At 69.1% G+C, this 23,869-nt stretch carries 18 protein-coding genes; 12 read left to right on the top strand and 6 right to left on the bottom strand.

The genetic code is table 11. The annotated features are described in order from the left end of the window. Nucleotide 1 precedes the first annotated feature (1 nt). The 5 genes from E0H50_RS36535 (at nucleotide 2) to E0H50_RS36515 (ending at nucleotide 6,722) form a co-directional block, all read left to right on the top strand. Nucleotides 2-934, top strand: coding sequence for an LLM class F420-dependent oxidoreductase (locus E0H50_RS36535; RefSeq protein ID WP_131295587.1), 933 nt, complete (start codon nucleotides 2-4; stop codon nucleotides 932-934). Nucleotides 935-1,078: 144 nt separating this feature from the next. Then, on the top strand, nucleotides 1,079-3,856 hold the full coding sequence (gene acnA, locus E0H50_RS36530) for an aconitate hydratase AcnA (protein ID WP_131295586.1): 2,778 nt from the start codon (nucleotides 1,079-1,081) through the stop codon (nucleotides 3,854-3,856). A 60-nt stretch (nucleotides 3,857-3,916) separates the two neighbouring features. Beyond that, nucleotides 3,917-4,474, top strand: a complete 558-nt coding sequence (locus E0H50_RS36525; RefSeq protein ID WP_131295585.1) for a HEAT repeat domain-containing protein — start codon at nucleotides 3,917-3,919, stop codon at nucleotides 4,472-4,474. Between the two features lie 19 nt (nucleotides 4,475-4,493). Next, nucleotides 4,494-5,042 carry a GNAT family N-acetyltransferase gene (locus tag E0H50_RS36520; RefSeq protein WP_238151604.1) on the top strand — a complete coding sequence of 183 codons (549 nt, stop codon included), beginning with the start codon at nucleotides 4,494-4,496 and terminating at the stop codon, nucleotides 5,040-5,042. Between the two features lie 87 nt (nucleotides 5,043-5,129). Continuing rightward, the gene (locus E0H50_RS36515; RefSeq protein WP_238151603.1) at nucleotides 5,130-6,722 is read left to right on the top strand and encodes an alkaline phosphatase D family protein; all 1,593 of its coding nucleotides are present in this window, start codon (nucleotides 5,130-5,132) and stop codon (nucleotides 6,720-6,722) included. A 5-nt stretch (nucleotides 6,723-6,727) separates the two neighbouring features. Here the strand turns inward: E0H50_RS36515 and E0H50_RS36510 are convergent, their stop codons facing one another. Both E0H50_RS36510 and E0H50_RS36505 read right to left on the bottom strand, forming a co-directional pair. Beyond that, nucleotides 6,728-7,144 (bottom strand): HIT family protein, encoded by a 417-nt coding sequence (locus E0H50_RS36510; RefSeq protein WP_131295583.1) that lies wholly within the window; start codon nucleotides 7,142-7,144, stop codon nucleotides 6,728-6,730. Then, nucleotides 7,144-9,051, bottom strand: a complete 1,908-nt coding sequence (locus E0H50_RS36505; RefSeq protein ID WP_131295582.1) for a Na+/H+ antiporter — start codon at nucleotides 9,049-9,051, stop codon at nucleotides 7,144-7,146. Before E0H50_RS36505 ends, E0H50_RS36510 begins: the two co-directional genes overlap by 1 nt. Nucleotides 9,052-9,149: 98 nt before the next feature. Here E0H50_RS36505 and E0H50_RS36500 point away from each other — a divergent pair, with 98 nt between their 5' ends. Both E0H50_RS36500 and E0H50_RS36495 read left to right on the top strand, forming a co-directional pair. Further along, on the top strand, nucleotides 9,150-10,655 hold the full coding sequence (locus E0H50_RS36500) for a CocE/NonD family hydrolase (RefSeq protein ID WP_131295581.1): 1,506 nt from the start codon (nucleotides 9,150-9,152) through the stop codon (nucleotides 10,653-10,655). A 60-nt stretch (nucleotides 10,656-10,715) separates the two neighbouring features. Next, complete coding sequence (locus tag E0H50_RS36495; RefSeq protein WP_131295580.1) at nucleotides 10,716-11,516, top strand: CPBP family intramembrane glutamic endopeptidase; 801 nt, start codon at nucleotides 10,716-10,718, stop codon at nucleotides 11,514-11,516. Here E0H50_RS36495 and E0H50_RS36490 read toward each other — a convergent pair. After that, a complete protein-coding gene (locus tag E0H50_RS36490) occupies nucleotides 11,513-12,007 on the bottom strand; it encodes a DUF402 domain-containing protein (protein WP_131295579.1) in 495 nt (164 codons plus the stop codon). The genes E0H50_RS36495 and E0H50_RS36490 overlap by 4 nt on opposite strands. Nucleotides 12,008-12,187: 180 nt before the next feature. Beyond that, complete coding sequence (locus tag E0H50_RS36485; RefSeq protein WP_131295606.1) at nucleotides 12,188-12,688, bottom strand: DUF402 domain-containing protein; 501 nt, start codon at nucleotides 12,686-12,688, stop codon at nucleotides 12,188-12,190. Between the two features lie 120 nt (nucleotides 12,689-12,808). Between E0H50_RS36485 and dxs the strand changes: the two genes are divergently transcribed. From dxs to E0H50_RS36460, 5 genes are all read left to right on the top strand, one after another. Next, nucleotides 12,809-14,695: a 1-deoxy-D-xylulose-5-phosphate synthase gene (gene dxs, locus E0H50_RS36480; protein WP_131295578.1), complete on the top strand. Its 1,887-nt coding sequence runs from the start codon at nucleotides 12,809-12,811 to the stop codon at nucleotides 14,693-14,695. Between the two features lie 9 nt (nucleotides 14,696-14,704). After that, the gene (locus E0H50_RS36475; protein WP_131295577.1) at nucleotides 14,705-16,039 is read left to right on the top strand and encodes a hypothetical protein; all 1,335 of its coding nucleotides are present in this window, start codon (nucleotides 14,705-14,707) and stop codon (nucleotides 16,037-16,039) included. 65 nt (nucleotides 16,040-16,104) lie between these two features. Continuing rightward, the gene (locus tag E0H50_RS36470) at nucleotides 16,105-17,457 is read left to right on the top strand and encodes a hypothetical protein (protein WP_131295576.1); all 1,353 of its coding nucleotides are present in this window, start codon (nucleotides 16,105-16,107) and stop codon (nucleotides 17,455-17,457) included. 69 nt (nucleotides 17,458-17,526) lie between these two features. Next, nucleotides 17,527-19,008 (top strand): APC family permease, encoded by a 1,482-nt coding sequence (locus E0H50_RS36465; RefSeq protein ID WP_131295575.1) that lies wholly within the window; start codon nucleotides 17,527-17,529, stop codon nucleotides 19,006-19,008. Nucleotides 19,009-19,070: 62 nt separating this feature from the next. Next, entirely contained in the window at nucleotides 19,071-20,375 is a 1,305-nt protein-coding gene (locus E0H50_RS36460; RefSeq protein WP_131295574.1) for a hypothetical protein, read from the top strand. 51 nt (nucleotides 20,376-20,426) lie between these two features. Here E0H50_RS36460 and E0H50_RS36455 read toward each other — a convergent pair whose 3' ends face one another. Further along, entirely contained in the window at nucleotides 20,427-22,538 is a 2,112-nt protein-coding gene (locus tag E0H50_RS36455; protein WP_131295573.1) for a 3-hydroxyacyl-CoA dehydrogenase NAD-binding domain-containing protein, read from the bottom strand. Beyond that, nucleotides 22,535-23,734 carry a thiolase family protein gene (locus tag E0H50_RS36450; RefSeq protein WP_131295572.1) on the bottom strand — a complete coding sequence of 400 codons (1,200 nt, stop codon included), beginning with the start codon at nucleotides 23,732-23,734 and terminating at the stop codon, nucleotides 22,535-22,537. The genes E0H50_RS36455 and E0H50_RS36450 overlap by 4 nt, the downstream gene beginning before the upstream one ends. Between the last annotated feature and the right edge of the window lie 135 nt (nucleotides 23,735-23,869).

The following is a 23,869-nucleotide window of genomic DNA, read 5'->3' as shown; positions in this document are numbered from 1 at the left end:
CATGCTTCTCAGGATCTTCACCGAACCTCAGCAGGGCGCGTCGTACGACGACCTTCTCGCGGTCGCCCGCAAGACGGAGGAGAACGGGTTCGACGCGTTCTTCCGCTCCGACCACTACCTCGTCATGGGCGAGAACGACGGCCTCCCCGGCCCGACCGACTCCTGGATCACACTGGCCGGCCTGGCGCGTGAGACCAAGCGGATCAAGCTCGGCACGCTGGTCAGCTCGGCCACCTTCCGCAACCCCGGCGTACTGGCGATCTCGGTCGCGCAGGTCGACCAGATGAGCGGCGGCCGCGCCGAACTCGGCCTCGGCGCGGGCTGGTACGAAGCCGAGCACAAGGCCTACGGCCTCGACTTCCCCGACACCCCCGGCCGCTTCGACCTCCTCACCGAGCAGCTCGAACTGATCACCGGCCTCTGGGACACCCCGGTGGGGGAGAAGTACGACTTCCAGGGCGAGCACTACCAGATCAGCGACTCGCCGGCGCTGCCGAAGCCGGTCCAGCAGCCGCACCCGCCGATCATCGTCGGCGGCGCGGGCAAGAAGCGTACGCCGGAGCTCGCCGCGAAGTACGCCGCCGAGTTCAACGCCGGCTTCCGCAGCGTCGAGCTGACCGACACGCTCTTCCAGCGCGTTCAAAAGGCCTGCGAAACCGAAGGCCGCGACCCGAAGACCCTCGCGCTCTCCACCGCGCACACCGTGGTGGTCGGCAAGGACGACGCCGAGGTGAAGCAGCGCGCCGAGGCGATCGGGCGCGACGTCGAGGACCTCAAGGCGAACGCGATCGCCGGTACGCCGGCCGAGGTCGTGGACCGGCTGGGCCGGTTCGCCGCGGTGGGATCGCAGCGGCAGTACGTCCAGATCATGGACCTGCAGGACCTCGACCACCTCGACCTGATCGCGGCCGACGTTCTTCCACAGGTTTCCTGATCGCGGGAAAGTTGACTCGATGTCGTGTATCTTGATGTCGAGAGAGTTTCCGGCGCGAGGTTAGGGGAACCTGACCTCGTGGCCGGTCAACGCGCTCGGCAGGATGGGCGCAGCGGACACGGGACTGGACAGAGGAGCAGGTTGATGGCGAGCGTCGACAGCTTCGGTGCCAAGGGGGCACTCGAGGTCAACGGACAGTCGTACGAGATCTTCAGGTTGGCGGGCATCGAGGGTGCGGACACGCTGCCGTACTCGCTCAAGGTCCTGCTGGAGAACCTGCTGCGCACCGAGGACGGCGCGAACATCACCGCCGAGCACATCACCAAGCTCGGTAACTGGGACCAGAACGCGGCCCCGGACACCGAGATCCAGTTCACCCCGGCGCGGGTGATCATGCAGGACTTCACCGGCGTCCCGTGCGTGGTCGACCTGGCCACGATGCGCGAGGCGGTCGGCGAGCTCGGCGGTGACCCGACCAAGATCAACCCGCTCGCGCCGGCCGAGCTGGTCATCGACCACTCGGTCATCATCGACGTGTTCGGTACGCCGGACGCGTTCGAGCGCAACGTCGAGTTCGAGTACGGGCGGAACCGTGAGCGCTACCAGTTCCTGCGCTGGGGCCAGACCGCGTTCGACGAGTTCAAGGTCGTCCCGCCGGGCACCGGCATCGTGCACCAGGTGAACATCGAGCACCTGGCCCGGACCGTGATGGTCCGCAACGGTCAGGCGTACCCGGACACCTGCGTCGGCACCGACAGCCACACCACGATGGTCAACGGCCTCGGCGTGCTCGGCTGGGGCGTCGGCGGTATCGAGGCCGAGGCCGCGATGCTCGGCCAGCCGGTGTCGATGCTGATCCCGAAGGTCGTCGGCTTCAAGCTGACCGGGTCCGTCCCGGCCGGCGCGACCGCGACCGACGTCGTGCTGACGATCACCCAGATGCTGCGCAAGCACGGTGTGGTCGGCAAGTTCGTCGAGTTCTACGGCGACGGCGTCGCGGCGGTCCCGCTGGCCAACCGCGCCACGATCGGCAACATGAGCCCGGAGTTCGGCTCCACCTGCGCGATCTTCCCGATCGACGACGTCACCCTGGAGTACCTGCGCCTGACCGGCCGCGGCGACGACGAGGTCGCGCTCGTCGAGGCGTACGCCAAGGAGCAGGGCCTCTGGCACAACCCGGCCGTCGAGCCGCGGTTCTCGGAGTACCTCGAGCTCGACCTGTCGACCGTCGTACCGTCGATCGCCGGCCCGAAGCGCCCGCAGGACCGGGTCGCGCTGAGCGAGGCCAAGGAAGGCTTCCGCGGTGCGCTGGCCGACTACGCCACCGAGGAGCTCGACGTCGACCCGTCGGAGACCGGCAGCTTCCCGGCGAGTGACGCGCCGAACGGCCACGGCAACGTCAACGACGAGCCGCACGTGCCGCACGGCAGTGGCAACGGCCGCCCGTCGAAGAAGACCAAGATCAGCCTGAACGGCCAGGAGGTCGAGCTCGACCACGGCCACGTCGTGATCGCCTCGATCACCTCCTGCACCAACACCTCGAACCCGTCCGTCATGCTCGCAGCCGCGCTGCTCGCGAAGAACGCGGTGGACAAGGGCCTGGCCTCGAAGCCGTGGGTGAAGACGTCGCTCGCGCCGGGCTCGAAGGTCGTCACCGACTACTACGAGAAGGCCGGCGTCACGCCGTACCTGGAGAAGCTCGGCTTCCACCTCGTCGGGTATGGCTGCACCACCTGCATCGGCAACTCCGGCCCACTGCCGGAGGCCGTCTCCGCCGGTGTGCAGGAAGCCGACCTCGCGGTCGTGAGTGTGCTGTCCGGCAACCGGAACTTCGAGGGCCGGATCAACCCGGACGTGAAGATGAACTACCTCGCGTCGCCGCCGCTGGTGATCGCGTACGCGCTGGCCGGCACCATGGACTTCGACTTCGAGACCGATGCCCTGGGCAAGGACACCGACGGCAACGACGTGTTCCTGAAGGACATCTGGCCGAGCGCCGACGAGGTCGAGCGGACCATCGCGAGCTCGATCAGCAAGGAGATGTTCACCAAGGACTACGCCGACGTGTTCGCCGGTGACGAGCGCTGGCAGTCGCTGCCGACGCCGGAGGGCAAGACGTTCGCGTGGGACGCCGAGTCGACGTACGTCCGGAAGCCTCCGTACTTCGACGGTATGGCGAAGGACCCGTCGCCGGTGACCGACATCGCCGGCGCCCGCGTGCTGGCCAAGCTGGGCGACTCGGTCACCACCGACCACATCTCCCCGGCCGGTTCGATCAAGGCCGACAGCCCGGCCGGCAAGTACCTGGCCGAGCACGGGGTGGACCGCAAGGACTTCAACTCGTACGGTTCCCGCCGCGGCAACCACGAGGTGATGATCCGCGGCACGTTCGCGAACATCCGGCTGCGCAACCAGATCGCGCCGGGCACCGAGGGCGGGTTCACTCGTGACTTCACCAAGTCCGATGCGCCTGTGACGAGCATCTACGAGGCCGCGCAGGCGTACGCCGAGGCCGGTACGCCGCTGGTGATCTTGGCGGGCAAGGAGTACGGCTCGGGCTCGTCGCGGGACTGGGCGGCGAAGGGTACGGCGCTGCTCGGCGCGAAGGCCGTCATCACCGAGTCCTTCGAGCGGATCCACCGGTCGAACCTGATCGGCATGGGCGTGCTGCCGCTGCAGTACCCGGAAGGTGAGAACGCGGAGTCGCTCGGCCTGACCGGCGAGGAGACCTTCGACATCACCGGCGTGACCGCGCTGAACGACGGCTCGATCCCGCGCACGGTGCACGTCAAGGTGACCGCGGCCGACGGCGGCGTGAAGGAGTTCGACGCGGTCGTCCGCATCGACACTCCCGGCGAGGCCGACTACTACCGCAACGGCGGCATCCTGCAGTACGTGCTCCGCTCGCTGATCGCGAGCTGACGCAGCAACTGGTAGCCGCGGGTCACCGGAACTGTCGGTGGCCCGCGGTTTACTCATGTCATGGCCGACCGGGAGTCACCGCGCGACGTCGTGCGGGTCGCGTGCGCGACGTACGGCGAGGACGTCGTCGTCGACTGGTGCGTTGCGTTCCTGACCGGGGAGATCACGGGGGAGGCGGCGTACGGCGCTGAGCTGCCGAAGCTGGTGGCGATCACCGGGTCGGAGAATCCGGGTGGGTGGAAGGCGCCTGTTGATCCGGTCAACTACTACTGGATCCGGGTGTGGGCGGCGCGGGTGTTCCTGTACGTGTGGCGGGACGACGTGGTTGACGCCCTTCAGCAGGTGGCGGACGATCCGGCCTGGCGGGTCCGGGAGCACATCGCGCGCATCACCGCGCAGCGCGAGCTCGGGCAGCTCGTCGACGCGCTGCTGCCGATGCTCGATCACGAGCTGCCGAGAGTCCGTACGGCGGCTGTCCGCGCGATCGGCGCCGCGGGGGAGTACGAGCATGCCGCCGCGATCCGGCCGTTGGCCGACGACCCTGACCAGGCTGTGCGCGCCGCAGTCGAGCGTGCGCTGACCAAGCTGGAGGAACGCCTTGACCGACCGATCCACTGACCACCCCAGCCCCGTCAGGTTGGGCGGACCCATCTCCGCGCGCGCCGCGACCGTGGCCGACGGGGCTGCTGTTGGCGACGTGCATGCTGCGTCGTGGGGTGCTGCCTATGCGCCGCTCTTTTCGGCGGATGTTGCGCGGGAGGGGATTGCGAGCCGGCGGACCAGATGGCACGCGCGGCTCGAGGCCGGCGAAGGGCTCGTGATGCTCGGGTTCGTCGGTGATCGGCCGCTCGCGATCTCATGGTGTGAGCCGTCGGACGCCCGCGCAGGGTTCGCGGAGATCCACAGCTTCTACACCCACCCCGACGGCTGGGGGAGCGGCGTTTCCGCGGCGCTGATGACAGCCACCCTGCAACAGCTCGAATCCGACGGATACGACCGCGTCCACCTCTGGACCCTTCGCGACACTCCGCAGTCCCGCCGCTTCTACACCAAATGCGGCTTCGTCGAGACCGGCGCCACCCAGACCCGCGACTTCGGCGACGGCAACCCGCTGCCCCAGGTGGAGTACGAACGGGACCTATCCGCCGGTGATGCTCATGTCACCGATTGGCCATCCAGGCGTTAGCGTCCGCACATCGTTGGCGGGAACGGTCTGCATATGCAGACCTCCCGTAGATCCGTCCTGAAAGCCGGCCTGGCTTCCACTGCGGCTGTGACCGGACTGACCGCGACCCTGACCACGCCGGCGACCGCCGCGGCGACGCCCGTCCGCCACGACCCGTTCACGCTCGGCGTCGCCAGCGGTGACCCGTGGCCCGACGGCTTCGTGCTGTGGACCCGGCTGGCCGTCGACCCGGTCGCCGAGAACGGCCTCGGTGGCATGCCGAACCGCCCGTACGCCGTCCAGTGGCAGGTCGCGACCGACGAGCGCTTCCGCCACGTCGTCAAGGCCGGCGTCGCCGTCGCCCGCCCGGAGCATGCCCACGCGGTCCATGTCACGATCCAGGGGTTGCGCCCCGGCCGCGAGTACTACTACCGCTTCCGCGCCGAGGGCTACGTGTCGCGCACCGGCCGGACGTTGACGGCGCCGGCCCGCGGGACGACACCGCCGAACCTCAACATGTCGTTCGTGTCCTGTTCGCAGTTCGAGCACGGCTGGTTCACGGCGTACCGGCGGCTGGCGGAGGACCGGCCGGACCTGGTCCTGCACCTCGGCGACTACCAGTACGAGTACACGAAGAACACGTACGTCGCGCCGGGCGGAAACGTCCGTGATCATGACGGGCCGGAGACGACCGACCTGGCGTCGTACCGGCAGCGGCACGCGCAGTACAAGAGCGACCTGGACCTGCAGGCCGCGCACGCGGTCGCGCCGTGGCTGGTGGTCTGGGACGACCACGAGCTCGACAACAACTGGGCCGACGAGGTCTACGAGAAGCCGGAGATCCCGCAGCCGGACTTCCTCGCCCGTCGCGCGGCGGCGTTCCAGGCCTACTACGAGAACATGCCGCTGCGCGCGACGTCCAAGCCGCGCGGGATCGACATGCAGCTGTACCGGCGCGCGCACTGGGGCGAGCTGGCGACGTTCCACATGCTCGACACCCGGCAGTACCGCGACGACCAGGGCTGCGGTGACGGGTACAAGGACTGCCCGGCCGCGGTCGACCCGAAGCGGTCGATCACCGGTGCGCGGCAGGAGGAGTGGCTGCTCGACGGCTTCCGCCGCTCGCGGGCGCGGTGGGACGTCCTCGGTCAGCAGGTGTTCTTCGCGCAGCGCGACAACAACCAGGGGCCGCTGAAGGTGACGTCGATGGACTCCTGGGACGGGTACGTCGCCTCGCGCGAGCGGATCACCCGTGGCTGGGTCGACGCCGGCGTCCGCAATGCCGTCGTACTGACCGGCGACGTGCACGCCCACTGGGCGTCGGACCTGAAGCTGGACTACGACGACCCGACGTCGGCCACGGTCGGCTCCGAGCTGGTCTGCTCGTCGATCAGCACCGGCGGCGACGGCGCGGACTCACCGACGACGGCGCACCCCTGGCTGACGTGGAACCCGCACCTGCGCTTCCAGAACAACCTGCGCGGGTATGTCAACACCACCATCACCCGCGAGTCGATGGTCGCCGACTTCCGCACCGTCCGTGCGGTGAAGACCAAGGACGCCGAGGTCTTCACCCGCGCGCAGTTCACCATCGAGGACGGCAAGCCCGGCCTGCACCTGACCGGCGACACCCCTCCCGCGGCCGCACGCACGCTCAGCGCGACCGAGGACACGGTGGCGTGGGAGACCGCCCGCCCGTAGATCACTCAGTCACCAAGGGCGGCGCGTAGCTTCCCCGCGTACTCCTCGGCTTCGGCGGTGTCGGCGTACTTGGTGCGCGGCCAGAAGAAGCCGCGGAGGCCGTCGCCCTTGGTGCGGGGTACGACGTGGACGTGCAGGTGCGGCACCGACTGGGACACGACGTTGTTGACGGCAACGAACGAGCCCTGCGCGTCGAACGCGGTCCGTACGGCGCTCGCGACCGAGCGGGCCGCTCCGAACAGCGGCACCGTCAGCTCGTCGGTCAGCTCGACCATCGTCGGCACGTGCGTGCGCGGCACGAGCAGCGTGTGGCCCTTGAACACCGGCCGGACGTCCAGGAACCCGACGACGTCCGGTGTGTCCAGGACGATCTGCGCCGGTGTCGTACCGGCGATGATGGAGCAGAACAAGCAATCCGCCATTAGCCCAGTTTCTCGTCGAGGAAGCACCAGCGCCACGTCTCGCCCGGTTCGAAGCTGCGCATCACCGGGTGCTTTGTCTGGGCGTTGTGCTTGCTGGCGTGCTTCATCACCGACGAGTCGCAGCATCCGACGTGGCCGCACCCCAGGCACAGCCGCAGGTGGACCCACGAACCGCCCTCGGCCAGGCACTCCTCGCAGCCGTCCGGTGTGTTCGGCGTGACCACCACCGGTGCCTGCTCCAGGTGCTCACAGGCGCCACCCGGCGACGTCTTCGGTTTCAGGTCCTCGGAGCGGCCGCCGACGTCGTCGTCCTCGTCGCGGTCCAGGATCGACTCCTCGATGTCCAGCGCGTTCTGCGCCCGCTGCAGCACCTCGTCGGCGACCAGCCCGGCGTCGCGGACCTTCAGGATGTGGGCACGTTCGGCCTCGAGCATCGCGATCCGCAGCCGCCGGTACGCCTCGCTCGGCGTCTCGTACTCGGTCTCCGGCCGCCCCAGCCGCTCCCACGCGGCCTGTGCCCGCGCTTCACCCCGCTGGCGCAGCACGTCGAGGACCGCGGGCGGGTCGGTCGGCATGGAGATCTCGTCGAGCTTCGCGATCGCGGCCCGATGAGCTCCCTGCAGTACGGCGGCCTCCTGCAGCGCGTCCTCCGCGGGATCCGGTCCCGGCAGGCGCAGGCGACGTACCAGCCAGGGCAGCGTCGAGCCCTGGACGAGCAGTGTGCCCGCGGTGACGGCGAGGGCAATGAATACGAGGACTTCGCGATGCGGTGTGTTCTCGGGCAGCGTGAAGACCGCGGCCAGCGTGACCACGCCCCGCATCCCGGCCCACGACACCACGATCAGGGCCCGGCGCGACACCGGACCGGGGCGCGACGGGCCGAGGAAGCGGCGGGACAGCAGCGTCGTCGGGATCACCCAGATCGGCCTCAGCAGCACCACCGCGACGAACACCGCGACCGTCGTGGTCGCGATCAGCCAGGTCGGCAACGGGCTCTCGGTGAGGTCGTCGAGGATCCACCGGGTCTGCAGCCCGATCAGCAGGAAGACCGTGTTCTCCAGCAGGAACTGGAACGTCCGCCAGTTGGTCCGCTCCGACATCCGCGACTTCGCCGACTGGATGATCGGGGCCTTGTGGCCGAGCAACAGGCCCGTGACGACCACGGCGAGTACGCCGGACGCGTGGATGTAGTGGTTCTCGGCCGCGATGTACGCGATGAACGGCGCGGTCAGGCTGAGCGTGGTGTCCAGCACCGGATCGGTGAACCGGCGGCGGATCTTGGCGAGCACGAACGTCACGACGATGCCGACCAGCACTCCGCCGCCGGCCGCCCGCAGGAAGTCCGCCCCGACGTCCCAGACGGTCGGCGCGACCACTGCGGCGCCGATCGCGGTCCGCAGGCAGACCAGCGCGGTGGCGTCGTTCATCAGGCTCTCGCCCTCGAGGATCGTGACCACGCGGCGCGGCAGGCCGACCCGTTTGGCGATCGCGGTCGCGGCGACCGCGTCGGGCGGCGCGACGACGGCGCCGATCGCGAACGCGGCCCAGAACGGCAGCGGCTCCTGACCGATCGACTCCGCCACCCGACCGAGCAGCCACCACGCGACGACGCCGACGCCGAGCGCGGTGAACGCGACCAGGCCGACGGACAGCAGCCCGATGGACCGCCGGTGCTTGGTGAAGTCGACCAGGCTGGTCTTGATCGCGGCCGAGTACAGCAGCGGCGGCAGGAACCCGACCAGCACGACCTCGGGCTCGAGTTCGACCCGCGGGATGAACGGCAGGTACGACGCGGCGACCCCGATGACGACCAGCAGCAGAGGGGCCGAGATCCCTATCCGTCGCGCCAGCGCGGCGACCGCCGCGACGACAGCGACGAGGGCGACGACCTCGATCGCGATATGCACGCACACAGTGTCCCAGTACTCTGCCTCGGCTCTGGTCAACCCCCGGCCCGTCCTCTAGCGTGTGCGAAGCGAGATCCGTCGATCACCTGGAGTGACAGATGCGTCGTGTGCTTGCGCTGGTCGGTGTAGTCGCCCTCTTGCTCTCGCCGATGGTTCCGGCCGCCGCCGCGAGCACGGTGACGAACGGATGTGTCGCGTCGGTCCCGGAGCCTGGTACGACGACGCCCGTCCGGATCTGCTACTCGCTGTTCAAACCGGCGACCGCCACGGCCCAGCACACCGTGCCGCTGATCTTCCACAGCCACGGCTGGGGCGGCAGCCGGACCACGGACCCGGCCGCGTTCAAGGCCTGGCTCGACGCGGGCTTCGGCGTCCTCAGCTTCGACCAGCGCAGCTTCGGGCAGAGCACCGGCGTCGCGCATGTGATGAACCCGGACTACGAGGGCCGCGACGTCGTGAAACTCGTCGACCTGGTCGCGGGCCTGGACTGGGTGACGCAGCAACGCCCCGGCGATCCGCTGATCGGAGCCATCGGCGGGTCGTACGGCGGTGGGTACCAGTTCGCCGGCGCCTTCACCGAACTCCGCGACAGCGGGCGGACCCGGTTCGACGCGCTCGCCCCGGAGATCACCTGGTGGGACCTCAAGCAGAGCCTCGCCCCGCAGGAGGCCGCCCGGACGCTGTGGCTGACCAGCCTGTTCGCGGTCGGCGGTACGCACCTGCCGCCGGCGGTGTCGGCGGCGTTCGTCCAGCTGATCGCGACCGGCGGGTGGCCGACCGGGAAGGCCGGCCGCGACCTCGACGCGTTCTTCGCGCACAACGGCCCCGCCTGGCACGTGCGGCAGGGGCGCAAGCTCGACATCCCGGTGTTGTTCGGGCAGGGCATCACCGACAACCTGTTCAACCTCAACGAGGGCCTCGCGAACTTCGACCGGGCGCTCACAGCCCGCGCCCGGGCCAAGTCGATCTTCGTCGGGTACAACGGCGGCCACACGCTGCCCAGCGTCGTACCGCCGGGCTACGGGACGGCCGGCGACCCGTGCTCGATCACGCTCGGATCATCCAGTTTCTCCGCCTTGGCGCTCCGGTTCATGAGGCTGCGGCTGCTGCACCAGGACACCGGGCTGAGCGGCTTCGGCACGTACCACCTGTCGACCGCCGACGGCCGTTGCCTCACGCAACGGAACCTGACGCCGAACCAGCGGTACCCGCTCGGCAAGATCGTCGCGCCGACCGGCGTCGGCCTGCCGGTCAACCTGCCGATCGCGAAGGGCCCGGTCACGGTCGCCGGAACGCCCACGCTGACCGCCGACGTCTACACGGTCGTCCCACGGTCGGCGGCGTACTTCGCGCTGAGTGTCGGCAAGAACCCGCTCACCGCGAAGGTCGTGCAGAACAACACGATGCCGCTGCGCGAGAAGTCCACGGCCCGCGGCGTCCGGCGCACGATCGAGCTGCCCGCGATCGCGGTCGATGTCCCGGCCGGCCAGAACCTGTACCTGACGGTCGCCCCGGTCGCCGACATGTACGCCGGTCAGCGCGGCCCGCTCCCGGGCGTCATGATGCTCAAGAACGGGACCCTGAACGTTCACCTGACGCGGTAACGGCGGTCGCGTCAGGGTCGTGGCGGGTTCGTGTCAGGCCGGGCCGCGAACCTTCTGGACATGAACGAATCGACGCTCACCAAGCCCCGTCCGAAGTTCGTCGAGGTCCTCCTCGCCGACCAGCACTCGATCCCGCTGTCCATCGCGCTGCACCTGGTCCCCGGCGCACTGATCGTCGCCGTCTATGCCTTCGTCGCGGCGCCGCTCGTCCGGGCGATCGACTACCCGCCGTTCCTGGCCTGGGCGATCGCCCTGGCAGTGGTGCTCTTCCCGCTCCTGCTGGGCCTGGCCTGGCTGGGTAAGCAGGTCACCGGCCGCTACTGCCTTCGCGGCGGCGCCCTGAAGTACCTGGACCGCCCGGTCCCGCGCGGCAAGGTCACCGCGCTGATCGTCTTCTGCCTGCTGTGGATGACCGTCCTGTCGCTCTCGCTGCTGCCGGTCGACAACTTCCTCTACGACCACGCGTTCTCCTGGATCACCTACGAGGGCACCGGCGACAGCGCAACGTCGTACCTGAACGGCTACTCGCAGCAGAAGCTCCTGACCACCCTGCTGATCTGCGGCCCCTTCACCGGCTGGTTCCTGCCGCTCATCGAGGAGTACTACTTCCGCGGGTTCCTGCTGCCCCGGCTGGCGCGGCTGCGCGGATGGGCGCCGTTCTTCAACGTGTTCTTCTTCTCGGTGTACCACTTCTGGGCGCCGTGGACGGTCCTGTCCAAGCTCGTCTTCCTGTACCCGGGCGTGCACCTGGCCTGGAAGAAGCGCGACATCCGGATCTCGATCGGCATGCACCCCGGCTCGGCGCTGCTGATGACCGTCGTCGGTGTCATCGCCGTGGCCATGGGCCGGACCTCGCTCTAGCGGATCTTGTCCAGGTGGGTCTTGTAGACCGTGAGGAACGGCTCGTCGGTGGAGACTGCGCCGACGAGCCAGTCGCAGGTCTGTCGGGCGGTGGCGATCACGTCGGGCGGGTAGCCGTACTTCACCTGGTGCTCGGCGAACTCGTCCTCGTCGTCGATGAACACGGTCCCGTCGCGGCGCTTGATCACGTCCAGGTCGAGGTCGATCATCGTCAGCACGTCCTCGGAGAACTCGACCGGCGTGGTGATGTCCGCGTAGATCTCGGTGTGCCGCGGCTCGTCGTTGAAGATCGCGGTGAACCACTTGTCCCGCGGGAACAGCTGCACATGCGCCTGCTCCTGGGTCACCACCGGCTCGTCCCCGCGCTGCGACACGGACCCCGCCGGGGCGCCCAGCCAGACGCCGTACTCGTCCTCGCCCAGATACCGCATCCACTGATGCCAGTGCAGCTTCTCGTCGAACTTGCGATAGACCACCCGCACATCACGCATGACCCCCAACCTATCGACCGCCGGGTCAGCGGCGCGGCGCGTCTGCAACTTCCTGCAACTTTGCTCTGGGGAGTGGACCGATCGCGGAATGCGACGGAGCATGGTGGGGTGCCGGCCCAGAGGTCGTCATCGGGACCGGCTCTCGTTGGTTCAGGGGGGCTCCTAGCCGACGGGAGCCGGTCACCGCCCCAGCGTGCGGATCTGTTCGAGGTACGGCTTGTACGCCGTCACGAACGGCTCCTCGGTGCTGATGGTGGCGGCGAGGTGGTCGCAGGTCGCCCGGGCGGTCGCGATCACCTGCGGCGGGTAGTTGTAGCGGACCTGGTGCTCGTGGAACTCGTCCTCGTCCATCACGCGCACGGTGCCGTCGCGGAGCAACCGGATGTCGAGGTCGAGGTCGACGGTGGTGACCGAGTCGACGCCGAACTCGGCCGGCATCGTGATGTCGCAGTAGATCGCGGTCTGGTGCGGCTCGTCGTTGAACAGCGCGCTCCACCACTGACCGTGCGGGAACAGCCGGACCCGGTGGTGGTCGATCGTGGTCCAGCTGCCGTCGGCACGCTGCCCGCGGGTCCCCGGGGCGGAGCCGACCCAGAGGCCGTGCTCGTCCTCGCCGAGCCGGACCGCCTCGACCAGGCGATGCGGCTGCCCGTCGTACTTCCGGAACAGGGTCCTCACCATCTCCACACCGATCACCCTAAGTGAGACCTGCCACAACTCCGAACAAGGCACACCCGGCGGGCGTCTTGGAGTCTGAGATATAGACTCAAGGCTTCGAGGACGACCTGCGGGAGGAGCTCGATGCGCGTGCTGGAGACGGTGGAGGGTCCGGCGGACCTGAAGAAGCTGACTGATCAACAGCTGACCGATCTGGCGACCGAGATCCGGGACGTACTGGTCGAGACGGTGACTCGCACCGGGGGCCACCTCGGCCCGAACCTCGGCATGGTCGAGATCACCCTGGCGATGCACCGGGTGTTCGACTCCCCGCGGGACCGGCTGCTGTTCGACATCGGCCACCAGGCGTACGTGCACAAGCTCGTCACCGGCCGGGCGAAGGAGTTCGGCACGCTCCGTCAGCAGGGCGGCCTGTCCGGGTACCCGAGCCAGGCCGAGTCCGAGCACGACGTGATCGAGAACTGCCACGCCTCGACCGCCCTGTCGTACGCCGACGGCCTGGCCAAGGCGTACCGGGTGCGCGGCGAGGACCGGCACGTGGTCGCGGTGATCGGCGACGGCGCGCTGACCGGCGGCATGGCCTGGGAGGCGCTGAACAACATCGCCGCCGCCAAGGACCTCAACCTGGTCATCATCGTCAACGACAACGGCCGGTCGTACAGCCCGACCGTCGGCGGCCTCGCGACCCACCTGACCAGCCTGCGCACCAACCCGCGGTACGAGAAGGTCCTCGACCTGATCAAGAAGAACCTCGGCCGGACGCCGTACGTCGGCCCGCCGATGTACGAGGTGCTGCACGGCGTCAAGAAGGGCCTGAAGGACATGCTCGCCCCGCAGGGCATGTTCGAGGACCTCGGTCTCAAGTACGTCGGCCCGGTCGACGGTCACGACCGGCACGCGCTCGAGGACGCGCTGCGCAGCGCGAAGGCGTTCGGCGGCCCGGTGATCGTGCACGCGGTGACCAAGAAGGGCTTCGGGTACGCCGCCGCCGAGCAGGACGAGGAGGACAACCTCCACCAGATCCGCCCGGTCAACAAGCCGCGCGGCTGGACGGACGTGTTCTCCGACGAGCTGGTGAAGATCGGCCACCGGCGCCCGGACGTGGTGGCGATCACCGCGGCGATGCTGCACCCGACCGGTCTCGCGCCGTTCGCGGAGGAGTTCCCGGACCGGATCTTCGACGTCGGCATCGCCGAGCAGCACGCGGTGACCAGCGCCGCCGGCCTCGCGCTGGGCGGCCTGCACCCGGTCGTCGGGCTCTACTCGACGTTCCTGAACAGGGCCTTCGACCAGCTGCTGCTGGACGTCGCACTGCACAAGTGCGGCGTGACCTTCGTCCTCGACCGCGCGGGTGTCACTGGTGATGACGGCCCGACCCACAACGGCATCTACGACATGTCGCTGGCCAACCTCGTCCCCGGACTGCGCCTCGCTGCGCCGCGGGACGGCAAGCGGGTCCAGGAGCTGCTGAACGAGGCCATCGAGATCGACGACGGCCCGACGGCGCTGCGGTACGCGAAGGGCGAGGTGTTCCCGGACATCGAGGCGATCGACCGCGTCGGGCAGATCGACGTACTCCACCGCTCCGGCAAGGACGTGCTGCTGGTCGGCATCGGTTCGATGGCAGCGACCGCGATGGACGTGGCGCAACGCCTGGACGCGCACGGCTTCGGCGTCACCGTGGTCGACCCGCGCTGGGTCAAGCCGGTGGACCCGCAGCTGGTCGAGCTCGCCAAGGACTTCGAGCTGGTCGCCACGATCGAGGACAACGGCCGCGCCGGCGGTTGCGGTACGACGATCGCCCAGGCCCTCCGCGATGCCGGCGTCGAGACCCCGTTCCGCGACTTCGGCGTACCGCAGGAGTTCCTCGAGCACGCCAAGCGCGCCGCCGTACTGCAGGCGATCGGGCTCACCGGCCAAGAGGTGGCGCGGGAGATCACCGAGCAGCTCACCCAGCGCGTAGCAGCTCTCAGCGAGCCGGACACCGCCGGCGACCGCCCGGGTACGTAGCAGGGGACCGTGGCTGAGGCAGGGCGGCACAGCCGGCACGCGGCCACGCGCCGGCGATCGCGGGTCTGGCCTGTCCTGCTGTCGCTTGTCCTGGTAGCGGTCGCGGTGGCCGGCGGCCTCGCGCTGCATCGGTCGAGCCAGACCGACGGCCGTGCCGCCGACGCCGCCGCCAGCACGCCGACGGTCGACCAGGCCGCGCGGTCGGCGGCCGTGGACCAGGTGCTGCAGCGCCGGTCGCAGGCCGTCCTGGCCGGGAACGAGCAGGCGTTCCTCGCCGACGTCGACCCCGGCAACAAGCGGCTCGTCGCGAGCCAGCGCACCCTGTTCACGAACCTCCGCCAGTTCGGTTTCGCGAAGCTCACCTACCAGCAGCTCGCCCAGCAGTACGACGACACGATCGCCCAGAAGTACGGCCCGTCGACGTACCTCGTGGCCGTCGCGATGACCTACCAGATCCGCAGCATCGACCTGGTCCCGGTGCGCGCCATGCTCGGCTACACATTCACGCAGCGGCCCAACGGTACGTGGATGCTGGTCTCCGACTCCGACCTGGACAAGCGACTGCCGCGCGGCTCGCACCAGGAAGCGTGGGACATGGGCGCGGTGCTCGTGAAGCGCGCGGCACGCGTTCTCGTGGTCGTCGAGAAGGGCCAGGACGCCCTTGCGGACAAGTTCGTCTCGATGTCGCTCCACGCGGTGCAGGCGGTCTCGAAGAACTGGCCCGGCGGCTGGAACGGTTCCGGTGTGGTGATCGCGCTCGACGACAAGATGGTCCGCGGCGCCGACTACACGCAGCCGAAGAACGCCGAGGACGCGCTCGCGATGGCGACCTGGGTGTACCGCACGCTGCCCGGCGAGGTCACCGGCGAAGGACAGCGCGCCGACTCGTACGTCGTCGTGAACCCGCACAACCGGAACAAGGTCGACGCCCGCACGCTGGCCCACGAGTTCACCCACGTCGCCACCGCGCCGTACGGCCCGTACGCCCCACGCTGGCTGGTCGAAGGCGCCGCGACGTACGTCGAGTTCCTGCCGATGGACGGGCAGAAGGATCTCGCGATCCCGCAGTACCGGCTCGACGTGCGGACGAAGTACCTCGCGAAGGCGAAGAGCCTGCCCGTCGACGCCACGTTCTTCGACCAGGCCGACAGCTCGTACCCGCTGTCCTGGCTGGCGCTCGACTACCTGTTCACGCGGTTCGGCGGGGTCGAGGTCGGCACGCTGTACCGCGAGCTGGCCGCGCTCGGCACCACCCAGAAGGAACGCGACCGGATCATGCTCGAGCATCTCGGGATCACCGAGGCGGGACTTTTCCGCGCCCTCAAGGCCGCAGCGGCAGCGTAAAGCGCGAGGGTCGAGTAGGGTAGCCCGGCTGCGACCACCCGGGTACTCGGAGGGAACGACCCGAAGTGAGTGCGACGACGCCCAATTCCGGTCCGCCAGGACCCCGCCGCTGGCTGGGTCTGCTGGTGGCGGTTGCCCTCGTGTCGGGCGGCGTCGTCTACACCGTTGAACAGCGCGAACAGGACGCCGACGCGCGGGCCACCGCCACGCAGACCGTGTCGCCCGCCCCACCGAAGTCCACGAAACCGTCCCGGATCGCGGCCGCGGTCGCCGCCCGGCGGGTCGCGATCGACACCATCCTGATCCGCCGCGCCCAGGCCGTCCAGACCGGCAACGAGGCGCTGTTCCTCGCCGACCTCGACCCCGCGAACAAGAAGCTCCGCGCCGCGCAGAAGATCCTGTTCGCGAACCTCGTCGAGATCGGCTTCACCGAACTCGGCTACAGTCAGGCCGAGGAGCGCTTCAACCCGTCCGTCCTCAAGGCCCACGGCAGTACGACGTACCTGGTCCGGATCCTGATGCGGTACCAGATCCCGAAGGTCGACTTCACGCCGGTGACGACCGAACTCGGTTACACGTTCATCGCCCGCGGCGGCCGCTGGCTGCTCACCGCGGACAACGAACTCGACGAAGACCTCGGGCCGGGTGCGCATCGCGAGGCCTGGGACCTCGGCCGGATCGAGGTGCAGCGCGGACCGCGCGTCCTCGTCGTCGTGGAGAAGGGCGACACGACCCGCGGCCGGGCGATCGCCACCGAAGCGGCCGAGGGGCTGCACGAGGTCTCGACGTACTGGCCGCTGAAATGGACCGGCTCGGTGTTCGTGATCGCGCTCGACGAGACCGAGGTCCGCGACGCCAAGTTCGCCGACGAGGACATCGAGTCCGCGGCGAGTACCGGGACGACGTTCTCCTCGCTGCCCGGCCAGGACACCGCGGACGGCACGGTCGCCGGCGGGTACGTCGTGATCAACCCGAACGAGCGCGACCGCGTCGACGAGATCCTGCTGTCGCACGAGATCACCCATGTCGCGACCGCGGACCTCGGCGGGTACGAACCGTTGTGGCTGGCCGAGGGCGCGGCGGAGTACGTGTCCTGGCGCGGGATCGAGGCCGTGAGCGGACCGGGCGAGGTCGCCAAGTGGGAGCAGGAGGTCGTCGACGACGCCGTACCGCAGCTGACCTCGCTGCCGAGCGACGCGGGCTTCTACCAGAACTCCGCCGACGTGTACGGCGTCAGCTGGCTCGCGGTCCGCTTCCTCGTCCAGCGGATCGGGCTCGGCCAGGTCGAGGAGCTCTACGAGGACATGGCCCGCAACGGCACCGACCAGGCATCCCGCGACCGCATCCTGCTGAGCCGGACCGGGCTCACCGAAGCGACCCTCTGGACGTCACTGACAACATACCGGCCACAACGCTGAGTGGCGGTTTGACCTCGCGCTGTCAGAGGAGCAATCTCGAGTGGGTCCGTCCACATCGAGGAGGCGCAGATGAGTCTTGTCCGGAAGAAGACGATCGAGCAGTCGATCGCCGACACCGACGAGCCGGAGTACCAGCTGAAGAAACGCCTCACAGCGGTCGATCTGACCGTTTTCGGCATCGGCGTCATCATCGGTGCCGGCATCTTCACCCTGACCGGCCGCGCGGCCAAGCTGTACGCCGGACCGGGCATCGCACTGTCCTTCGTGCTGGCCGCGATCTGCTGCGCGCTGGCCGCCCTGTGCTACGCCGAGTTCTCCTCCACGGTGCCGGTGTCGGGTTCGGCGTACACGTTCTCGTACTTCTCGCTCGGTGAGATCTTCGCCTGGATCATCGGCTGGGACCTGCTGCTCGAGCTGATGCTCGGGGCAAGCGTCGTGGCCCAGGGCTGGTCGACGTACGCCGCCTTGTTCCTCGACCAGATCGGGTTGGGCTGGCCGTCGTCGATCGGACCGGACAGCAACGTCAACGTGCTGGCGATGCTGCTCGTCGTGGTGCTGGCGACCCTCGCGACGATCGGCATCAAGGAGTCCCTGCGGGTGAACCTGGTGCTGGTCGCGATCAAGCTGTTCGTGGTGCTGTTCGTGATCGTCGCCGGCCTGTTCTACATCAAGGGCTCGAACCTGACGCCGTTCATCCCGCCGAGTGTCGAGACCCCGGACGCGGGGGTCACCATCACCACGCCGTTGTTCCAGGCGCTGTTCGGGTTCACGCCGTCGACGTTCGGCGTGATGGGTCTGGTGTCGGGTGCGTCGCTGGTGTTCTTCGCGTTCATCGGGTTCGACGTGGTCGCGACCACGGCCGAGGAAGCGAAGAACCCGCAGCGCGACCTGCCGCGCGGCATCATCGGCTCGCTGGCCATCTGCACGGTCCTCTACGTGCTGGTCTGCATCGTCATCACCGGCATGGTGAAGTACACCGACATCAGCGGTGAGGCCGCGCTCGCGGAGGCGTTCCGGTCGGTCGGCCGCGGCGGCTTCGCGACCCTGATCTCGGCCGGCGCGGTCGCCGGTCTGACCACCGTCGTCCTGACGCTGATGATCGGCGCCGCGCGCGTCGTGTTCGCGATGAGCCGCGACCACCTGATGCCCCGGCAGCTCGGCAAGACGCACGCGAAGTGGGGTACGCCGTACCGCCTGACGATCGGTATCGGCATCGTCGTGGCGATCGTGGCCGGGGTGACGCCGATCGGCAAGCTGGAGGAGATGGTGAACATCGGCACGCTGGCCGCGTTCACCCTGGTGTCGATCGCGGTGCCGCTGCTGCGCAAGAGCCGCCCGGACATCAAGCGCTCGTTCCGGGTGCCGGGCAACCCGGTGATCCCGATCCTGGCGGCGCTGATCTGCCTGTACCTGATGCTGAACCTGTCGCTGGAGACCTGGCTGCGGTTCGCGATCTGGATGGCGCTCGGCTTCGTCATCTACGCCGTGTACGGCTACCGGCGTAGTCGCGTCGGGCTGGAGGAGCGCACCGGCGAGGAGCAGAAGGCCTGATCTGGTCCCCTGGAGGCGGTCGGCTGCGGTTAGGATCAGCCGACCGTCCGAGGGGGACACCAATGAATCACCAGAAACGCCTGTACGCAGGCGTTGCCGCGCTGGCGCTGACCGCGTCCGGCGCGGTTGTCGCTGTCCGGGCCCTGCACGGCGACGGACCGGCCGGCAGCAGCGCTGTCGCGGCGACGCCGAGCACTGCCGGAAGGACGCCGGGGGAGTTGCGCGCGGCCGAGAAGGCCGCGCGGAAGAAGGCTGTCGACGCGGTGCTCGCGCGTCGGGCCGTTGCTGTTCAGAAGGGCGACCTCAAAGGTTTCCTGGCCACGGTCGACCCGAAGCAGGCCGCGCTGGTGGCGCGGCAGCGGCTGCTCTTCACCAACCTGCGGAAGTTCGGTTTCGGCACACTGCAGTACTTCACCGTCGACACCTTCGAGCAGGTGCCGACGATGGTCGAGAAGTTCGGCGCGGCGGCGTACTCGACGCGGGTCATGATGAGGTACCAGATCGCCGGGCTCGACCCGCGGCCGGTGCAGACCGATCTCGGGTACACGTTCGTCCGGCGGAACGCGGCCTGGGTGCTCGCCGACGACACCGCGACCGACGAGTTCCTGTCCGAGGCAGGGCATCGCCAGGCGTGGGACTTCGACGAGGTCCAGGTGGTCCGGCGGGACAAGGTTGTCGTGGTCGTCGACAAGCGCGAGGCGAGCCTCGGCGCCAAGGTCGCGAAGGTCGCGGACCAGGCCGTGACGTCGGTCCGCAGGCACTGGAAGCGCCCGTGGAACGGCGCGGTACTGGTCGTGGCGATGCCGCAGGAGCGGGTGATGTCGACGCTCTGGACGGCCGGCAGCGGCGACGGCTGGACGATCGCGGCGAAGGCCGTGACGCTGTTCGAAGGGGAGCAGCTGGGCAAACCGGTCGGCCGCCCGATCGGGAGCCGCATCGTCGTCAACCCGGCCCTGCGCAAGAAGCTCGAGAAGGACCTGCTCGTCCACGAGATGACGCACGTGGCCACCGCGACCCTCGGCCTCAACGCCCCGATCTGGGCCGTCGAGGGCCTCGCCGAGTACGTCCGCTGCCGCTCGATCGAGGACGACCCGCACTGGTCCGTCGACCCGTACCGCAAACGCGTCCGCACGAAGTACCTGCCGAAGCTGACCGCACTCCCCGGCGAAAGGGTCTTCGCCGACGACGCCGACCAGGCCTACGGCACCAGCTGGTGGATCGTCGAATACCTCGCCGACAAACTGGGCGAAAAGAAACTGGCCACCCTCTACACAGACCTCGCCCAACACGGCGAGTCCGTCCTGAAGAAGAACACCGGCCTCACCACAGCCCAGATCGTCGCCGGCGCCAAGAAGTTCAAGGGCTGAAGGTGCTGGGGGCCGGACCGGGCTTCCGGCTCCGGACCGACCCCCAGCGGATCAGGCGAGGCTGGCGATGCCCTTGGCGAGGAATCGGGTGCCGTTGACCTTTTCGGCGATGCCGGAGCGGTCGAGGTAGGGGGTGATGCCGCCGAGGTGGAAGGGCCAGCCGGCGCCGAGGAGGAGGCAGAGGTCGATGTCCTGGGCCTCGGCGACCACGCCTTCGTCGAGCATGATCTTGATCTCTTCGGCGAGGGCGGTGACGACGCGGGTACGGAGTTCGTCGGCGGTGGACGGCTTGTCGCCGACCGTCACCAGCGCCTCGACCTCCGGGTCCACGACCGGCTTGCCCTCCGGCCAGATGTAGAACGAGCTCTTGCCCGCGGCGACGACCTTCGCCAGGTTCTCCGACACGGCGAACCGCTCCGGGTACGCCCGGTTCATCGTCTCCGCGACGTGCAGCGCGACCGGCAGCCCGACCAGTTGCAGCAGCACGAACGGCGGCATCGGGAGACCGAGCGCGGAGAGCGCGCGATCCGCCTCGAGGATCGGCGTACCTTCGTCCACCGCCGCGCTGACCTCACCGAGGAAGCGGGTCAGCAGCCGGTTCACCACGAACGCCGGCGCGTCCTTCACGAGCACGCAGGACTTCTTCAGCTTCTTGCCGACCGCGAACGCCGTCGCGAGCGACGCGTCGTCGGTGCGGTCCGCGCGGATGATCTCCAGCAGCGGCAGCACCGCGACCGGGTTGAAGAAGTGGAACCCGACGACCCGCTCCGGGTGCTCCAGGTCCGCGGCCATCTCGGTCACCGACAACGACGACGTGTTGGTGGCCAGGATCGCGTCCGGCCGGATGATCTTCTCCAGGTCGGCGAAGATCGTCTTCTTCAGCTGCAGTTCCTCGAACACGGCCTCGATCACGAAGTCGGCGTCCGCGAACGCGCCCTTGTCCACCGACCCGGTGACGAGCGCCTTCAGCTGGTTCGCCTTGTCGGCACGGATCCGGCCCTTGCCGAGCAGCTTGTCGATCTCACCGTGCACGTACCCGACGCCGCGGTCCACGCGCTCCTGGTCGAGATCGGTCAGTACGACGGGAACCTCGAGCCGCCGCGCGAACAGCAGCGCCAACTGACCCGCCATCAGCCCGGCACCGACGACGCCGACCTTCGACACCGGCCGCGCCAGCGACTTGTCCGGCGCACCGGCCGGACGCTTGGCCCGCTTGTTCACGAGGTCGAACGCGTAGAGGCCGCTGCGCAGCTCCTCGCTCATGATCAGGTCGGCGAGCGCCTCGTCCTCGGCCGCGAACCCGCGATCGCGGTCGTTGTCCTTCGCCGCCGCGATCAGATCGAGCGCCCGGTACGGCGCCGGGGCGGCACCGCTGACCTTGACGTCGGCGAAACCCTTGCCTCGGGCAACAGCCGCGTCCCACGCCTCGCCGCGGTCGATCTCCGCCCGCTGCACCGTGACCTCACCGGTCAGGACCTTCGAGGCCCAGATCAGCGACTGCTCGAGGAAGTCCGCCGACTCCAGCAGCACGTCGCCGATCCCGAGCTTCACCGCCTCCGGCCCGCTGAGCATCTTGTTCTGGTTGAGGGCGTTCTCGACGACGATCTTCACGGCGTTGTCCGCGCCGATCAGGTTCGGCAGCAGGAAGTTGCCGCCCCAGCCCGGGATCAGCCCGAGGAAGACCTCCGGCGTCGACAGCATGCCCGCGGCGACCGACACGGTCCGGTAGGTGGCGTGCAGCGCGACCTCGAGCCCGCCGCCGAGCGCGACGCCGTTCACGAACGCGAACGACGGCTTGCCGCCGTCCACGAGCTTCCGCATCACGCCGTGCCCGATCTTGCCGAGCGCCAGTGCCTGCTCCCGGTCGGTCAGCTTCGGGACGCCGGTCAGGTCCGCGCCCGCGGCCAGGATGAACGGCTTGCCGGTGACCCCGATCGCGACGATCTCGTCCCGGGCCAGCGCGGCGTCGATGGCCGCGTTCAGCGCGCCCAGACCCTTCGGCCCGAACGTGTTCGGCTTGGTGTGGTCGTGCCCGTTGTCCAGCGTGATGAGCGCCATCGTGCCGGCCTTGTTCGGCAGGACGACGTCGCGCGAGTGGGCCAGCGTGACGACCTCGTCGGTCGACAGCGCCGACGCCGAGTCGATCAGTTCCTGCAAGCTCATGCCGCGGCACCTTCCCAGTTCGGGTTCTCCCAGATGACCGTGCCGCCCATGCCGAGGCCGACGCACATGGTGGTGAGGCCGTAGCGGACCTCGGGGCGCTGCTCGAACTGCTTGGCCAGCTGGTTCATCAGCCGGACCCCGGACGACGCCAGCGGGTGGCCGAAGGCGATCGCACCGCCGTACGGGTTGACCCGCGGGTCGTCGTCGGCGATGCCGTAGTGCTCCAGGAACGCCAGCACCTGGACCGCGAACGCCTCGTTGACCTCGAAGGCCTGGATGTCGTCGATGGTCAGGCCGGCCAGCTTCAGCGCCTTCTCGGTCGCGGGCACCGGCCCGAAGCCCATCACCTCGGGCTCGACGCCGACGAAGCCGTACGAGACCAGCTTCATCTTCGGCTTCAGGCCGAGCTCCTCGGCGGCCTCGGCCGACGTGATCAGCGCGGCGGTCGCGCCGTCGTTGATGCCCGCGGAGTTGCCCGCCGTCACCCGGCCGTGCGGACGGAACGGGGTCTTGAGCTTGGCCAGGTCCTCCATCGTGGTGCCCGGGCGCATCGGCTCGTCGGTGGTCGCGTAGCCCCAGCCCAGCTCGGCCGACCGCGTGGCGATCGGCACCAGGTCGGGCTGGATCAGGTCGTTCGCGTAGGCCTTCGCGGCGCGCTCCTGGGAGGAGACCGCGAACGCGTCGGCGCGCTCCTTGGTGATCGACGGGAACCGGTCGTGCAGGTTCTCCGCGGTCGACCCCATCACCAGGGCCGAGGTGTCGACCAGCTTCTCGGAGATGATCCGCGGGTTCGGGTCCACGCCTTCGCCCATCGGGTGCCGGCCCATGTGCTCGACGCCGCCGGCCACGACCACGTCGTACGCGCCGAAGGCGATCCCGGCGGCGGTGGTGGTCACGGCGGTCATCGCGCCGGCGCACATCCGGTCGATCGAGTAGCCGGGCGTCGTGTTCGGCAGGCCGGCCAGCAGCGCGGCGGTCCGGCCGATGGTCAGGCCCTGGTCGCCGATCTGGGTGGTGGCCGCGATCGCGACCTCGTCCACCCGCTCCGGGGGGAGACCCGGGTTGCGCCTCAGCAGCTCCCGGATGCACTTGATCACCAGGTCGTCGGCGCGGGTCTCGGCGTACTGGCCCTTGGCCTTGCCGAACGGGGTGCGAACGCCGTCGACGTACACGACGTCGCGGATCTCACGGGGCACGAGCGCTCCTCTGGGGGTCGGGAAAGCTACCCCGATGCTACCCGTGGGTAACAGAACTGCCAAAGTCCCCGCGCCTGTGGGTCGGCTCACAAATCCGTTACCCGTGGCCAAGCGGGCGGAATGAGCGCATGCTGG

Origin of the sequence: Kribbella sindirgiensis (assembly GCF_004331435.1) — a bacterium.
Classification (GTDB): Bacteria; Actinomycetota; Actinomycetes; order Propionibacteriales; family Kribbellaceae; genus Kribbella; species Kribbella sindirgiensis.
The sequence above is the reverse complement of the archived record's forward strand: the minus strand, read 5'-3'. Positions and strand labels throughout refer to the sequence as shown.